The organism is Paenibacillus sp. Y301 (assembly GCF_059445505.1).
Window position 1 is genome coordinate 1 of the sequence record NZ_JCAIUL010000021.1, and the last position, 14449, is coordinate 14449.

The 14449-nt window shown below is 40.2% G+C and carries 21 protein-coding genes and 1 rRNA gene; 2 read left to right on the top strand and 20 right to left on the bottom strand.

The features are described from left to right. From AC1D69_RS22990 to AC1D69_RS23000, 3 genes are all read right to left on the bottom strand, one after another. Nucleotides 1-70: ribosomal RNA gene (locus tag AC1D69_RS22990) — 16S ribosomal RNA — on the bottom strand; the annotation flags it as partial. Nucleotides 71-443: 373 nt separating this feature from the next. Then, the gene (locus tag AC1D69_RS22995; RefSeq protein ID WP_495458464.1) at nt 444-674 is read right to left on the bottom strand and encodes a hypothetical protein; all 231 of its coding nucleotides are present in this window, start codon (nt 672-674) and stop codon (nt 444-446) included. A gap of 127 nt (nt 675-801) precedes the next feature. Next, the gene (locus tag AC1D69_RS23000; RefSeq protein WP_495458465.1) at nt 802-1416 is read right to left on the bottom strand and encodes a stage II sporulation protein M; all 615 of its coding nucleotides are present in this window, start codon (nt 1414-1416) and stop codon (nt 802-804) included. A 245-nt stretch (nt 1417-1661) separates the two neighbouring features. Between AC1D69_RS23000 and pdaB the strand changes: the two genes are divergently transcribed. Next, on the top strand, nt 1662-2468 hold the full coding sequence (gene pdaB, locus AC1D69_RS23005; RefSeq protein WP_495458466.1) for a polysaccharide deacetylase family sporulation protein PdaB: 807 nt from the start codon (nt 1662-1664) through the stop codon (nt 2466-2468). Between the two features lie 37 nt (nt 2469-2505). Here pdaB and AC1D69_RS23010 read toward each other — a convergent pair whose 3' ends face one another. Further along, nucleotides 2506-3096: a KinB-signaling pathway activation protein gene (locus tag AC1D69_RS23010; RefSeq protein WP_495458467.1), complete on the bottom strand. Its 591-nt coding sequence runs from the start codon at nt 3094-3096 to the stop codon at nt 2506-2508. Between the two features lie 126 nt (nt 3097-3222). Here AC1D69_RS23010 and gerD point away from each other — a divergent pair, with 126 nt between their 5' ends. Next, nucleotides 3223-3897: a spore germination lipoprotein GerD gene (gene gerD / locus AC1D69_RS23015; RefSeq protein WP_495458468.1), complete on the top strand. Its 675-nt coding sequence runs from the start codon at nt 3223-3225 to the stop codon at nt 3895-3897. Nucleotides 3898-3961: 64 nt separating this feature from the next. Here gerD and AC1D69_RS23020 read toward each other — a convergent pair whose 3' ends face one another. From AC1D69_RS23020 to AC1D69_RS23095, 16 genes are all read right to left on the bottom strand, one after another. Beyond that, a complete protein-coding gene (locus AC1D69_RS23020; protein ID WP_495458469.1) occupies nt 3962-5065 on the bottom strand; it encodes an Mrp/NBP35 family ATP-binding protein in 1104 nt (367 codons plus the stop codon). Between the two features lie 57 nt (nt 5066-5122). Next, nucleotides 5123-5887 (bottom strand): N-acetylmuramoyl-L-alanine amidase CwlD, encoded by a 765-nt coding sequence (gene cwlD, locus AC1D69_RS23025; protein WP_495458470.1) that lies wholly within the window; start codon nt 5885-5887, stop codon nt 5123-5125. Nucleotides 5888-5973: 86 nt separating this feature from the next. After that, complete coding sequence (sat, locus tag AC1D69_RS23030) at nt 5974-7146, bottom strand: sulfate adenylyltransferase (protein WP_495458471.1); 1173 nt, start codon at nt 7144-7146, stop codon at nt 5974-5976. Between the two features lie 37 nt (nt 7147-7183). Then, nucleotides 7184-7876: a phosphoadenylyl-sulfate reductase gene (locus AC1D69_RS23035; protein WP_495458472.1), complete on the bottom strand. Its 693-nt coding sequence runs from the start codon at nt 7874-7876 to the stop codon at nt 7184-7186. Nucleotides 7877-8148: 272 nt separating this feature from the next. Further along, nucleotides 8149-8541 carry a 30S ribosomal protein S9 gene (rpsI, locus tag AC1D69_RS23040; RefSeq protein WP_068591195.1) on the bottom strand — a complete coding sequence of 131 codons (393 nt, stop codon included), beginning with the start codon at nt 8539-8541 and terminating at the stop codon, nt 8149-8151. A 20-nt stretch (nt 8542-8561) separates the two neighbouring features. Beyond that, on the bottom strand, nt 8562-8999 hold the full coding sequence (gene rplM, locus AC1D69_RS23045; RefSeq protein WP_495458473.1) for a 50S ribosomal protein L13: 438 nt from the start codon (nt 8997-8999) through the stop codon (nt 8562-8564). Nucleotides 9000-9184: 185 nt separating this feature from the next. Further along, nucleotides 9185-9973 carry a tRNA pseudouridine(38-40) synthase TruA gene (gene truA, locus AC1D69_RS23050; protein ID WP_495458474.1) on the bottom strand — a complete coding sequence of 263 codons (789 nt, stop codon included), beginning with the start codon at nt 9971-9973 and terminating at the stop codon, nt 9185-9187. Nucleotides 9974-10201: 228 nt separating this feature from the next. Next, nucleotides 10202-10567 carry a 50S ribosomal protein L17 gene (rplQ, locus tag AC1D69_RS23055; RefSeq protein ID WP_495458475.1) on the bottom strand — a complete coding sequence of 122 codons (366 nt, stop codon included), beginning with the start codon at nt 10565-10567 and terminating at the stop codon, nt 10202-10204. A 32-nt stretch (nt 10568-10599) separates the two neighbouring features. Beyond that, a complete protein-coding gene (locus tag AC1D69_RS23060) occupies nt 10600-11544 on the bottom strand; it encodes a DNA-directed RNA polymerase subunit alpha (protein ID WP_495458476.1) in 945 nt (314 codons plus the stop codon). Between the two features lie 133 nt (nt 11545-11677). Then, on the bottom strand, nt 11678-12073 hold the full coding sequence (gene rpsK, locus AC1D69_RS23065) for a 30S ribosomal protein S11 (protein ID WP_068537278.1): 396 nt from the start codon (nt 12071-12073) through the stop codon (nt 11678-11680). A 19-nt stretch (nt 12074-12092) separates the two neighbouring features. After that, a complete protein-coding gene (gene rpsM / locus AC1D69_RS23070) occupies nt 12093-12461 on the bottom strand; it encodes a 30S ribosomal protein S13 (protein WP_495458477.1) in 369 nt (122 codons plus the stop codon). Nucleotides 12462-12480: 19 nt separating this feature from the next. Continuing rightward, entirely contained in the window at nt 12481-12594 is a 114-nt protein-coding gene (rpmJ, locus tag AC1D69_RS23075) for a 50S ribosomal protein L36 (protein ID WP_026688601.1), read from the bottom strand. A gap of 178 nt (nt 12595-12772) precedes the next feature. After that, entirely contained in the window at nt 12773-12988 is a 216-nt protein-coding gene (gene infA, locus AC1D69_RS23080; RefSeq protein WP_068537283.1) for a translation initiation factor IF-1, read from the bottom strand. Between the two features lie 2 nt (nt 12989-12990). Then, nucleotides 12991-13299 (bottom strand): hypothetical protein, encoded by a 309-nt coding sequence (locus AC1D69_RS23085; RefSeq protein ID WP_495458478.1) that lies wholly within the window; start codon nt 13297-13299, stop codon nt 12991-12993. A 168-nt stretch (nt 13300-13467) separates the two neighbouring features. Next, on the bottom strand, nt 13468-13728 hold the full coding sequence (locus tag AC1D69_RS23090; protein WP_495458479.1) for a hypothetical protein: 261 nt from the start codon (nt 13726-13728) through the stop codon (nt 13468-13470). A gap of 5 nt (nt 13729-13733) precedes the next feature. Then, nucleotides 13734-14378, bottom strand: coding sequence for an adenylate kinase (locus tag AC1D69_RS23095; RefSeq protein ID WP_495458480.1), 645 nt, complete (start codon nt 14376-14378; stop codon nt 13734-13736). Nucleotides 14379-14449 lie beyond the last annotated feature (71 nt).

Consider the following 14449-nt stretch of genomic DNA (forward strand, 5'->3'; position numbering starts at 1 on the left):
TCCGCTCGACTTGCATGTATTAGGCACGCCGCCAGCGTTCGTCCTGAGCCAGGATCAAACTCTCCAAATTATATTGATTTCAAATCAGCTTTGCAGTGATTTGGAATCAATTTAGAAAGAGCGATTATGCTCATTTAAAACAAACTGACGAGAAATTACTTTCTCTATCAAATGATTTCTCATTTGTTTTTGACTTCACTTTCGTGAAATCTACTCACTCGTTGTTCAGTTTTCAAAGACCAATTTGTTCGTTTTGTTGTTACCAGTTGTTCTCGGCGACAACTTCTATATCTTATCATAGTAAGTTATGATTTTGCAAGAAGTTTTTTTGAAGAGATTTAAAATCAATTTGCATTGATTTGTCTCTCTACTTCCCATTCACAAAGGAAGCGAGAATTAATTTAACATATATTAATTAAGTTAGTCAATACTTTTTTGATATTTTAATTCTTGAATTGTGGAAACCTACTGTTACGTGCATATTTAGAGAGTTCTTTCGGGGGGGCAAACCGCGCATACATACGAAACACTACCTTATATCGTTTAGCAATAGATTGTTTGATGTCCTCATCTAATCGCTTATCTCCTAGATCCATTAACATTTCATCTAATTCTTTACGTAGGACATAATCCAGTTCCTTACACTCTTTATCGTTAAATAGCATACCCAGCATATATTGTTGCCTCCTCATTATGTAACTAACAGATTGCAGGCTGGGTTATTCCAAGCCAATCCGTATAGCTGTTTTACTGTTATGCTCATATTTTGGAAAAAATATGAGCATAACTCATAAAAAGTTTTTACTGCATTAACCAAAATGTTAATGTGCTTTCAATAATTGCTGCAATAAAGAGCAAAATCACGATCCACAATGAAACTGGACCCACACTTTTGAAGAACTCACTCCACACTTGACCTAGATTTGCCCGCTTCTCACGATTCCATTGTCCTATACTCATCCATACTAGGGAACCCAACCGTAATCCGAATGCGCATGCGATTATAATAGCCGGAATCTCAATAATGCCATGCGGTAGCAAACCTTTTACAATCACTTCGAACATACTTTCACCCTGTACTGCTAAGTGATGCACCAAATATCCTAGAACCATACCGTTAATCATCAGAAACACAACCGGTAATATACCTAAAAAGATACCAAAGAAAATAATTAATACTGCCTTTATGCTGTTATTCAAAAAGATAAACACAAAAAAGCTTAACTGCGGCCGCTCCGATTCCCCTAAACTCTGGCTAATTTGGCGGATTCCATCAATCTGTTGGTTAATGAAATTTGAAATGGTATCTGTACTAAGCCATCCAACCGCAATTCCTAGAATAAATATCAATGTAGATACCATCATCGTTTTTTTAATTGAAGATATATCCCTCATAAATGTGGAGAATTTAAACATGAGTAACCTCCTAAAAGTTTTTGGTACAAAAACTACTTCGTAAGCTTAATCCTAAGTTTTTGGTACAAAAACTACTTCGTAAGCTTAATCCTAAGTTTTTGGTACAAAAACTACTTCGTAAGCTTAATCCTAAGTTTTTGGTACAAAAACTACTCTCATAAATAGCTATTGAGTAATAACTATAAAGTACGAGCATAGACTTTGAAGTAAACAAGCATTCGTGCATGAGAGGGGCGCTTTATCCAATGAATTCATTTTTTTACGTATTAAGCTGGAAGAAAATCAAACGATATTTGCTAGTTACGGCTGCTGCGTTATTTGCAATTGGAGTAGTGTATATTGAACGGGATCAAATCACAGTATTCTCTGAAGGGGCTCCATCAGCCATTTACAGCGTTCCCACTGACAAGAAGTTAATAGCCTTGACCTTCGACATAAGTTGGGGAGATACACGACCAAGTCCCATTATTAAGATTTTGAAAGACAAAAAGGTACAGAAGTCTACGTTCTTCCTTTCCTCTCCTTGGAGCAAAAGTCACCCAGACATCGTCAAGGATATCAAAGATAGCGGCTTTGAGATTGGAAGTCATGGTCACAAACATGTCAATTACACGACCCTTAGCGATGATGAGATTCGTAAACAGATTGCAACAGCCAACTCTGTATTAACCGATATGACCGGTAAAGAACCCAACCTACTCCGTTTGCCCAATGGTGATTTTGATAAAAGGGTATTACGAATTGCAGAAAGCATGAATTATAAAGTAATTCAATGGGATACTGATTCTCTAGATTGGAAAAACATTGGTGTTCAGAATATTGTCGAACGTGTCGTTAGTAAAGCACACCCTGGTGATATTGTATTGCTACATGCAAGTGATTCATCCAAACAAACGCATGAAGCACTTCCCTTTATTATTGATCAACTCCGTCAACAAGGGTACGAGTTCGTAACGGTGTCTGATTTAATTAACCAAACGGATACAAAGGGAACTGAAGTTCGTGACCAAGCATTGACGCAAGACTCCCTGGATAGTTCATCCGGACAATAAACTTATAACTCACAGATTAAAAAAAGAGCTAAGTGACTTAGCTCTTTTTATTTGCTACAACACGGTGAAGAATTAAGATTTGAAATGCATTACAAGCTAGTAAAGGAATAACGATAAGTGCTGTTGCATTGTTAACGTTAATTTTGAGTCCACCAACAATTTCTATAATGGTAACCGCAATCAAAAAGAACAATGTTGGAATCCAAGCTGAAGCGTTCGTTAGCTTTGTCTTGAAGTAAGCTACTACTACTGAAACAATAAGAATGACTCCACCTAGAACAAGATCAGACTTATTCCCACTCTCTCCCCCCACAAACGTACGGAAGAACATTAACTCAAGCAACGCTAAAATAGTTAGTACCATCTGTATGTATTGCCAACCTCTTTTGGAAAATACACCATTCCCCATGTAATTCAAAATTAGATAAGCAAAAAAACCAAGTTGTGAATACACGCTTGCAAGCATTCCATAACCAAATAAAATAACGAAGTATGCGACATAATCCGAAAAACCTTTAAAAGATATCGCACCACTTCCCACTTGCAAACCAATTCCAGTAATGACGGAAGCTACTGCACCTACTAATAATGTTTCCCAAAATAACTTAAACCATTTTCTTAAAGTCAAAAAATCACCCCCATAACAATAGATTTTACCAACGTTCTCACTAAAAAACCATTACCCCCCGAACATATTTATGATTTTACCTTCACATACTACATCTAGGATTAATGCTAAGGAGGACAAACTCAGATGAAATTAACGGATATACGCGTCATTGGACTGATTTGCGTTCTTGTTACTGCTCTAACTGCCTGTGGCTCAGAACAAAGCAGCTCATCTTCCCAAACGGGATATAAAGAAATAAAATCCATGGTAGTGGATATTCTTAAAAGCGATGAAGGTAAGAAGGCTGTGGAAGAAGCTATGAACGGAGGAGAATCTTCTGGTGGTGGCATGAGTATGAAAATGTTATCGTCAGCTTCAACAGAAGAGATCCGAACTGCAGTAAAGGATACCATTACAGCACCTGAGTATGAAAAGAAAATCGAAGAAATCATGAAAGATCCCAAGTTCGCTGGTGATTTTGCCAAAGCTATAAGTTCACAAAGTAAAGACTTACACCAACAATTAATTAAAGATCCTACTTATCAAAAGTCGGTTCAAGACATCATGAAATCTCCAGAAGTCACGAAAATGTTTCTAGATATGACTAAATCATCTGATTTTCGTAAACAATCCATGACGATTATGACAGAAGCCATGCAGAATCCTTTATTTAAAATGGAGGTCATGGAATTATTAAAATCCGTCGTGAAAACCGAATTAGAACCAAAGGGTGATGATAAAGAAAAGAAAGATGGTGGTGGTGGCGAAGGTAGTGAAGGGGGTGGCGGAGAAACAAAAGGTGGCGAGGAAGGCGAGTAACCTATTTGTAAAAAAAGCCCCCGATTAGGGAGCTCTTCAAATATTCGGACTGACTTTAATTAGGTCAGTCCTTTTCACATTTAGTAATAACAGCTGTAGCGATCTCATGATAGATTTGACCGCTTGTTGAATCGGCCTTGTATACAGAAGGTGAGAAGTCAGGTTCCGAAATATGATTATTAGGAATCCCTAGAGGTAATTGAGCTAATAATTCAGTGTGAAGAGTCTCAGCTAATCGCCCTCCGCCTCCTCTACCGAATACATAATCACGATCTCCACAACTCGAGCATTCATAATATGACATGTTCTCAACTACGCCCAAGATCTCATGATTCGTTTGGAGAGCCATAGCACCAGCTCTAGCGGCAACAAAGGCAGCAGTCGCATGTGGTGTTGTCACAATAATCTCTTTGCTCTGAGGTAGCATCTGATGGATATCAAGAGCAACATCACCGGTTCCTGGTGGTAGGTCTAGTAGTAAATAATCCAATTCGCCCCAACCCACATCACTTAGAAATTGACGTAACATCTTGCCTAACATCGGTCCACGCCAAATAACTGGATTGTTCTCACGAATAAAGAAACCCATGGACATCACTTTTACTCCAAATCGTTCTACTGGTAGAATCAAATCATCTTCTACAATCGGTCCTTCTTCAAGTCCCATCATATCTGGGATACTGAAACCGTATATGTCGGCGTCAATCAGACCCACACGTTTTCCTTGGCGGGCTAAAGCAACAGCTAAGTTAACGGTTACCGTTGATTTACCAACGCCACCTTTACCACTAGCTATAGAAATAAAGTGTACGCCCGAATCTTCTTTAATAAGGGCATGATCTTCTAGTCCGGCTGCATGACCCTTTTTTAAGATTGCTTCATCATCTTCAGATAATTGTTCCCCAAAGGCTAATTTACGATCATAATCGGTAGCCTCACGGATGCGGATATGAATTTCATTCGCACCTAAATTACCTAATCGATGACGAATTTCCTTATCCATCTCTTCCTGATAGTCTTCACTTGTGTCAAGAACAATTACTGAAAGGGAGACTTTGTTATCTTTTATTATAATATCTCGAATAAGCTGCAGCTCGATTAAGCTTTTACCACTGGTAGGTTCAGCCATCGATTGTAGAACTTCTTGTACTGACTCTCTTGATATCATGATAGTAGCACCTCTGCTTCGTATATTGGCATATATATCTATTATATCTTACCCTTCTCATTCTGACGACACTTTGATCTTCTCACCTGAGGCATATCGTAAAATCCCCTTATAAATAGATGCAGCTACTTTCCTCTGATACTCAACATCTTTTAACAACGTTGCTTCTTCCTCATGTGAGAGAAAGCCGACTTCTACCAAGGCAGCTGGAATTTTTAAAGCTCGAAGTAAATAAACCGTATTCACTGTTTTGGCAATACGATCTGTATTCTCTAAATTCCGTTTCATTTCCTCTTGCATCAAGTTAGCAAGATTAGGATTATCAGGATGATTAGGATAATAGAATACTTGAGCACCTCTCCAGCGGTTCGAAGGAATACTATTCATGTGAACACTGACAAAAAGATTTGCCTGCTGATCTTCTATTACCTTGACACGCTGCTTCAAGTCCTCCGTTTTGCGTTTCGAATAACCCTTAGTATCAGGAGAAGCCAAGTCATAATCCCCCTCACGTGTCACTCTAACAACGGCCCCAGCCTCTTGGAGATAATCACGTAAATAAAGGGTAATAGCAAGGTTAATATCCTTCTCAATGACACCTTGTCTACTTACAGCTCCCCCATCTACTCCTCCGTGGCCAGCATCAAGAACAATGACTTTCCCAGCCAAAGGTAAACTCCAGTACTTCGTTGTATTCTCAGTGGGAACATCGTATGTAGCTATTGCTACAAAGACAAACAGTAAACAAACTCCAAACAGTAGCTTTTTAAGGGTGCTCAGCCGAATCCATACTGTAACGATATCTGACTTAGGCTTGGACATAAAAAAGACCACCTCCTGTCCCATAGACTCTTAAACATCTATATGGGCGGAAATGGACAAATAGTACTCAATATATATTTGGATCGTTATATGGATGTAACTTGTTCAGCCATACCTTCAATGAGGACCTGAGCAACTTCTGGACGTGTAAATTCCGGCGGAGGACAGAGACCCTCACGTAACAAACCTCGCACTTTTGTTCCTGACAAGGTCATATGGTCTTCTCGACCATGCGGGCATGTTTTACTTGAAGCCATATTACCGCATTTCGTACAGAAGAAGCTATGCTCAAAGAATAAAGGTGTAATAGCTAATTCTTCTGCTGTGAAATTCTTAAATATTTCCTGTGCTTCATAAGTACCATAATAGTCTCCTACACCTGCATGATCTCTTCCCACGATGAAGTGTGTACATCCATAATTCTTTCGAACAATCGCATGGAATATAGCCTCGCGTGGTCCTGCGTAACGCATTGCTGCAGGAAAGACACCAAGAAACGCACGGTCTTCAGGATAATAATTTTTCAAAAGAGTTAGATAACTCTTCATCCGCACATCAGCTGGAACATCATCGGATTTCGTCTCTCCTACAAGTGGATTCAAGAAAAGGGCATCCACAATCTCCATCGCACTCTTCTGTATATATTCATGTGCGCGATGAACAGGATTTCTAGTCTGAAAGCCTACGACAGTATTCCACCCTTTCTCCGCAAACAATTGACGAGTTTCCGCTGGTTCATAGTAGAATTCTTTAAATTTGGCAGGTTCAGGTCGATTTAACACTTGAATTGCGCCACCTACATAGGTTGAATAGCGCTTTATCAGTTTTCTGACACCCGGATGTTCTGGATCATTTGTCTTAAAGACCTTAAGTGCTTCCTCATCTTGATCTACGGTATAGATACTCTCTACATTCAGCGTACCGTACACAACTCCGTCTGTTTCACCCACAAGGGCTACTTGTTCACCCAGTTTAAGATCTGAGGCTCTAGCACCATCTACAGCCAGTGTAATTGGAATAGTCCACACTGTACCATCGGCAAGACGCATCGTGGAAATAACAGATCGATAGTCTTCTTCATTTAAGAAACCTGTTAGTGGCGAAAATGCCCCTACACCAATAAGATCTAAATCCGAGATTGTCCATGTGTTGATAGCTATTTGTTGAAAGCCTTGAGCCGCCTGCAAAAGCGCGTCTCTCTCCTCGCCATATACAATCTGCTGAATTAATTTGCCGCCATGCGGTAATATTGAAGTCATTGATTTCGCTCCCTGCTTCTTAATTTCGTTTCAATAGTTATTTATGAAGTCCACATTCTGTTTTCTCATTGCCTGCCCAACGGCCAGCACGAGGATCCTCACCAGGCATCACTTGACGTGTACAATATTCGCATCCAATACTAGGGTAATTCTGATCATGGAGTGGGTTATAGAGTACATTATTTGTTCTGATGTATTGCCACACATCATCAGATGTCCAAGAAGCAATGGGGTTAAATTTCATTAGTCCGAATTTTGCATCATATTCGATTTTACGCGTATTAGCACGTGTTGGTGCCTGATCACGACGAACACCCGTTATCCAAGCATCGTACTTAGATAAGATACGGGTAAGTGGTTCTACTTTACGTATGTTGCAACATTGATTGGCATCTACCGACCATAATGCTTCTCCATACTGTAGTGACTGTTCATCAGGAGTTAATTTTGGAGATACTCTAACGAATTCTAATCCGTACTTTTCCTCCATACGATCTCGAGTCTCATATGTTTCTTTAAAATGAAAGTCTGTATCTAAATAAAAGATATCTGTTGATGGACTAATTTTCTGAATCATATCAACTAGTACGACATCTTCTGCTCCAAAACTACAAGCAAATGTAAGGTTTGGAAATGTATCGATGGCAAAACGAATGACTTCTTCAGGTAAAGCATGCTCAAATTCTTCGGATTTTTCCTTGATGAGTTGCTCTTTCTCTAACAGATTCATTTTTCTTTCTCCCCCAATACAGTACAAAAATATAAAACATATAATACCTACTACTTTAATATGAATTATCTATTATTATAAATATTACCAGTTTAAAGTCAATATGTATTCACCTAATATCTTGTATTGTAGTAATAAAAAAATATAAAAGACCCATTTCATAAATGAAATAGGTCCACTTTGTGGATAACAAAAACTATGAATATAAAAATAAAAGCCTCTGGCCACAAGGGCCAAAGACTTGAATTTCTTGATACACAAGAAAAATGATATTAACGTTTTGAGAACTGAGGAGCACGACGTGCTGCTTTAAGTCCGTATTTCTTACGTTCTTTCATACGTGGGTCACGAGTTAAGAATCCTGCTTTCTTAAGAGAACCGCGCATTTCAGGATCTACTTTAAGCAATGCACGAGAAATACCGTGACGAATTGCTCCAGCTTGACCTGATGTTCCTCCACCATGAGCAATTACGAGAACATCGTATTTACCAAGTGTTTCTGTTAGGTTAAGTGGTTGTTTAACAATCAACTTAAGTGTTTCTAGACCGAAATATTCATTAATGTCGCGTTTATTAATGACAATGCGTCCTTCACCCGGTATAAGACGAACACGTGCTACCGAATGTTTACGACGACCTGTCCCATAGTATTGTACTTGTGCCATGAAACTGTCCTCCTTTTAAATTAGCCGCGAAGTTCGTAAACTTCTGGATTTTGTGCTGCATGTGGATGATCTGTGCCTGCATATACTTTAAGTCTCATTTGCATTTTATCGCCCATACGTGTTTTAGGAATCATACCTTTAACGGCTGCTTCGATAACACGCTCAGGATGAGTCTTAAGCATTTCTTGAGCTGTTGTTACTTTCAAACCACCATTATGCATGGAGTGACGGTAGTATTTCTTGTCAGTCAACTTTCTTCCTGTCAAGTGAATCTTCTCAGCATTGATTACAATAACGAAGTCGCCTGAATCAACATGAGTAGTGAATTGTGGCTTGTGTTTACCGCGAATTAGAGCAGCAACCTCAGTTGCCAAACGACCGAGCGTTTTACCATCGGCATCGATGATGTGCCAGTTGCGCTCTACTTCATTTGGCTTAGCCATATAGGTGGTACGCATAAATAGTTCCTCCTTGTTATCGTCCGAAAATCAAACATATTACATTTATCTTCGATCATAGTAGTTATCTAATATTATCAATTAAGTTTGAAGCAAATTGTGATTGTCTTATTTGGGGCTGTGGGAAAGCCATTAAGAAAACACAATTTTTATTGTACAGTATTCACGAGTAAACCGCAAGAGATTTATAAAGTTTTTTTCATATTGTCGCTATATTCTACATCCCAAAGTGTAAGGCCTTTTCCCTCCGCAGTAGGACCGGCTTGTGATCGATCTAAGGCTGCTATAATGCCTGGTATGTCCTCCGGAGACTTCTTACCTTCCCCAACCTCCAATAAAGTGCCCATTATAATACGAACCATGTGCTGAAGAAAGCCACTACCCGTTATATATGCATGGATAACACCTTGATCATTGGAAGATGAACGACACATGGATTCATCCACTTCAATATAAGCGTCAAATAATGTGCGTACATGTGATGTTTTCGTAGATCGACGTGAAGCAAATGATGTGAAGTCATAAGTTCCGATAAAATACTTTATAGCACTCTTCATTGCAACGATATCCAATCTCCCATGATGATGAAATTGAGTATGACGCTGAAATACATCAATGAATTGATTAGCATTTACTGTGTAACGGTACGTTTTGCGTTTCGCTGAACGACGAGAATGGAAGAGTTCTGACACTTCAACTGCCTCTCTAACTACAATATCCGCAGGTAGTCTTGTATTAAGAGCCATAGGCCACCGTTGAACCGGAATCGAAGATAGAGACAAGAAGTTAAAGACCTGACCGTAAGCATGCACACCTGCATCTGTACGACCTGATGCTATTATCTTCACATCTTCACCTGTAAGCATGTTAATAGCCTTCTCAAGGTGATCCTGAATCGTCCTACCGTCACGCTGTGTTTGAAAGCCGTTATAGTTCGTCCCATCATAACTGACCTTCATGCATAAGTTGCGCAAAGTTACATCACCTCATTTAGCAAATCTACATCATCAAGGTTAAATGGCCATCGTAAATAATTACGATTTACATTACTTGATTGATAAGTAAAGGTCGGTGTGAACTTACACTTTCTTATCATTTAAAAAAGAAGCTCCTTTCGGAGCTTCCTCTATTCCGAAATGAAGTGAAAAAAGGGTTAATACAGAATCAACGATTACTGCTTACCCTTTCAACATTTCGATAGTTTACGCGCGGTCTACTAATTCCAAGTAAACCATTGGCGCAGAATCGCCACGACGAGGTCCTAGTTTAAGGATACGAGTGTATCCACCTGGACGTTCTGAGTAACGAGGTGCCAAATCGGTAAACAATTTTTGAATAGCATCTTGCTCGCCATCCACTGTTTCACGACGTACGAATGCAGCTACTTGACGACGTGCATGAAGATCTCCCTTTTTAGCCTTGGTGATCAATCTTTCAGCAATAGAACGAACTTCTTTTGCTTTCGCTTCCGTTGTTTGGATGCGTTCGTATAAGAATAGGTCCGTTACTAAGTCACGAAATAATGCTTTACGTGCGCTTGCATCGCGGCCCAACTTTTGGTATGCCATGTTTTTCCCTCCTTCACTAACAATCTAAGAAGCTATTCTTCTGTCCGAAGTCCCAAACCGAGTTCCTCGAGTTTTTCTTGCACTTCCTCCAAAGATTTGCGGCCCAAGTTACGAACCTTCATCATATCTTCTTCGGTCTTGGTTGTAAGTTCTTGTACTGTATTAATTCCAGCACGCTTGAGGCAGTTGTAAGAACGGACTGATAGATCGAGCTCTTCGATCGTCATCTCAAGCACTTTTTCTTTTTTGTCTTCTTCTTTTTCGACCATGATTTCAGCATCTTTAGCTTCGTCTGTGAGACCCACAAACAAGTTAACATGCTCAGTCAAAATTTTAGCTCCAAGACTCACTGCTTCTTCTGGTCTGATGCTTCCATCTGTCCAGATTTCCATCGTAAGCTTGTCGTAGTTAGTCACTTGACCAACACGTGTGTTCTCTACGCCATAATTAACGCGTGAGATCGGGGTATAGATGGAATCAATCGGAATGACGCCGATCGGTTGGTCATCATGTTTATTCCGATCTGCTTGAACATAACCACGGCCACGACTCGCAAAAATACGCATGTGTAGTCTGGATCCAGGACCCAATGTAGCAATGTGAAGATCAGGATTAAGAATTTCAACATCACTGTCGGCACGAATGTCTGCAGCTGTGATAACGCCTTCCCCTTCAGCATCAATCTCGAACACTTTCTCTTCGTCAGAATGAATTTTGAGGGATAGAGCTTTCAAATTCAGAATAATCTCCGTTACGTCTTCCATTACTCCTGGTACTGTTGTGAACTCATGTAGAACACCGTCAATCTGAACCGATGTAACGGCTGCACCTGGTAGTGAAGATAGTAAGATTCGACGAAGTGAATTCCCCAAAGTCTGACCATAGCCTCTTTCCAGTGGTTCTACAATGAATTTACCGTAAGTACCATTCTCATTGACGTCAATGGTCTCAATTTTCGGCTTTTCGATTTCAATCACGCATGTACCCTCCTTCAAACGTCGCTCCTATATAAACCAGTCACCTTGTCTTGCATATCCATGTAGTATCCCTAAACAACCATTGTTAGCAGATTATTACAGTTTTATACTACATATATTCTGGTTGACTTAATTAGACACGACGACGTTTTGGTGGGCGGCATCCGTTATGTGGAACTGGAGTTACATCCTTAATTAGGTTGACTTCCAGACCAGCAGCTTGCAAAGAACGAATCGCTGCTTCACGACCAGCACCAGGACCTTTAACCATAACTTCTACCGATTTCATACCATGTTCCATTGCAGCTTTAGCAGCTGTTTCAGCAGCCATTTGTGCAGCAAATGGAGTTGATTTACGGGAACCTCTGAAACCTAGTCCACCTGAACTAGCCCATGAGATTGCATTACCGTGTGGGTCAGTGATCGTTACGATTGTATTGTTGAACGTGGAACGAATATGAGCCACGCCAGATTCAATATTTTTACGGTCGCGACGTTTAGTACGTACGACTTTTTTTGGTTTAGCCATTGTCTTTTATCCCCCCTTATTATTTCTTCTTGTTCGCTACCGTACGACGAGGGCCTTTCCGTGTACGTGCATTCGTCTTAGTACGTTGTCCGCGAACCGGCAACCCACGGCGATGACGCACACCACGATAGCAACCAATTTCAACTAGACGTTTAATATTCAAGGAAATTTCACGACGTAGGTCACCTTCAACCTTAACACTCTTATCGATCGTTTCACGCAATTTGCTAACTTCATCTTCAGTCAAATCTCTAACACGAGTCTCTGAACTAATGCCTGTATCTTCTAGAATTTTCTTGGAAGTCGTTCTACCGATTCCGAAAATGTAAGTCAAGGCGATCTCAACGCGCTTATCACGTGGTAAATCCACACCAGCTATACGAGCCATTTTACGCTACACCCCCTTCTTAACCTTGTTTTTGTTTATGTTTCGGATTTTCACAAATCACCATTACAGTCCCTTTACGACGAATGACTTTGCATTTTTCGCACATGGGTTTTACAGAAGGTCTTACCTTCATGTTAATTACCTCCTCAAAGTTTTGCGAAGCAAAACTGACTTCGAAAGCATATACCAAGTTTTGCAAAGCAAAACTGACATCGAAAGCGTTGGAAAGTTAATATTATTAATCTTCCCTGATAAGGATCAGCTCCGTTTTGCCGGGCAAAACAGGTGTTACGCTAATTCTTGTTGTACTGCTATTTACGGTAAGTTATACGACCTTTGGTTAGATCATAAGGTGATAACTGTACGACCACTTTGTCTCCTGTCAGAATACGGATAAAGTGCATCCGTAGCTTTCCTGAAACATGACCCAGTATTTGATGACCGTTCTCAAGTTCAACCTTGAACGTTGCATTTGGAAGCAGTTCAAGTACCGTACCTTCTACTTCAATTACGTCTTCTTTAGCCACAATTAGTCTCCTCTCTGTTCAGCATGTGATTCGGTAGATTGTCTAAACTTCATCACTGCATAACGCAGTTTTCCGTTTGTGACCCGACCGTTTTCCATTAAACTGTTTACAACCTCACTGCTAATGTACGATTGGGTTTCCAAATGAAGAAGGTTTTTCTTCTTCGCTTGGTCAAACTTTCGTTTATCCCCATCCGCAATATAGACGAACTTGTTATCGGCATGGGAGAGGACTACTGCTACCTGTCCGGCATCCTTGCCTCTCAGTATCTTCACAATTTGACCAATATGCGGTATGGATTGGTTATTCAATGACCATCACCTACCACTTCAGTTTTGTGAAATAAATTATACCTTCCGGAGTACATTGCAAACAGGCATACAACCGGTGTGACAAGTGCAACTCCCGTGAATGTCCATTCTTTCAGAACACTCAACCATGGCTGAGCACTCTCCAGAAATCTAGAACACGGGATATATCTAAGCGTAGATTCCATGGAAACCACAGTCCTGCGCTCTGATGTCTAACTTAACAATGTGGTCTTCGTTTAATTTGCGTTTACCGGAGGATCCAGGGACTATGACCGAAGTGCAAATGCTAGTAAGGAAACCATTGTAATCTTTATCAGACGATACTAAAGCTTGACTACGAATGAATGGTTCAGCAAGTTGACTTGTAGTCACAACATGCCCTGCTTCGCTCATAAGCCCACGTTCTGTTTCGGACTTACTAATGATCATTACACCTAACCTCGCAATATTGACACGATCTCAGCTGAAACCGAATCAATTTCCTTTTCACCATCGATCTGACGCAATAAACCTTTGTTATCATAAAACTCTAGGAGTGGTGCTGTTTTGTTGATATATTCGTCAAGGCGTTTTCCTACACTCTCTTCGTTATCATCAGAGCGTTGGTATAACTCCCCTCCGTCAATATCACATACACCTTCCTGTTTAGACGGATTAAATATCACATGATATGTGGCTCCACAGTCTCTACAAATACGACGTCCAGTTAAACGCGCCATTAATTTATCGCGATCAACCTTCAGATTAATGACATGATCCAATTTGGTATTCAAGCGGGACAGAATTTCTTCTAGCGCTTCCGCTTGCGAAAGGGTTCTTGGAAAACCATCCAATAAAAAACCTTTTTCGCAATCGGACTGCTGTAGACGTTCACCCACAATGCCAATCGTTACATCATCCGGTACTAGTAAACCTTGATCCATATATTCTTTGGCTTTCATTCCGATCGGTGTTTCCTGTTTAATCGCCAGACGAAATGCATCGCCTGTGGATATGTGAGGAATACCAAATTCGTTAACTACAGCCGCTGCTTGTGTACCTTTACCTGCCCCAGGAGGTCCCATGAAAAGAATGTTCACGATTATCACTCCCCCAAGAATTCCTATTGCTTGAAATATAGGTGCCGGGAAGTTCTACAACTTCACCGGTC

Excerpts from the sequence above, each read along its gene's own strand:
- AC1D69_RS23035 (WP_495458472.1), bottom strand. The coding sequence starts at position 7,876 with ATGAATCTGTTAGAGAAAGAGCAACTCATCAAGGAAAAATCCGAAGAA.
- rpsM (WP_495458477.1), bottom strand. The coding sequence starts at position 12,461 with ATGGCTCGTATAGCTGGTGTGGATTTACCACGTGATAAGCGCGTTGAG.
- gerD (WP_495458468.1), top strand. The coding sequence starts at position 3,223 with ATGAAATTAACGGATATACGCGTCATTGGACTGATTTGCGTTCTTGTT.
- pdaB (WP_495458466.1), top strand. The coding sequence starts at position 1,662 with ATGAATTCATTTTTTTACGTATTAAGCTGGAAGAAAATCAAACGATAT.
- rpsI (WP_068591195.1), bottom strand. The coding sequence starts at position 8,541 with ATGGCACAAGTACAATACTATGGGACAGGTCGTCGTAAACATTCGGTA.
- sat (WP_495458471.1), bottom strand. The coding sequence starts at position 7,146 with ATGACTTCAATATTACCGCATGGCGGCAAATTAATTCAGCAGATTGTA.
- AC1D69_RS22995 (WP_495458464.1), bottom strand. The coding sequence starts at position 674 with ATGCTGGGTATGCTATTTAACGATAAAGAGTGTAAGGAACTGGATTAT.
- AC1D69_RS23000 (WP_495458465.1), bottom strand. The coding sequence starts at position 1,416 with ATGTTTAAATTCTCCACATTTATGAGGGATATATCTTCAATTAAAAAA.
- rplM (WP_495458473.1), bottom strand. The coding sequence starts at position 8,999 with ATGCGTACCACCTATATGGCTAAGCCAAATGAAGTAGAGCGCAACTGG.
- rpmJ (WP_026688601.1), bottom strand. The coding sequence starts at position 12,594 with ATGAAGGTAAGACCTTCTGTAAAACCCATGTGCGAAAAATGCAAAGTC.
- AC1D69_RS23090 (WP_495458479.1), bottom strand. The coding sequence starts at position 13,728 with ATGATCATTAGTAAGTCCGAAACAGAACGTGGGCTTATGAGCGAAGCA.
- rplQ (WP_495458475.1), bottom strand. The coding sequence starts at position 10,567 with ATGGCATACCAAAAGTTGGGCCGCGATGCAAGCGCACGTAAAGCATTA.
- rpsK (WP_068537278.1), bottom strand. The coding sequence starts at position 12,073 with ATGGCTAAACCAAAAAAAGTCGTACGTACTAAACGTCGCGACCGTAAA.
- cwlD (WP_495458470.1), bottom strand. The coding sequence starts at position 5,887 with ATGTCCAAGCCTAAGTCAGATATCGTTACAGTATGGATTCGGCTGAGC.
- AC1D69_RS23020 (WP_495458469.1), bottom strand. The coding sequence starts at position 5,065 with ATGATATCAAGAGAGTCAGTACAAGAAGTTCTACAATCGATGGCTGAA.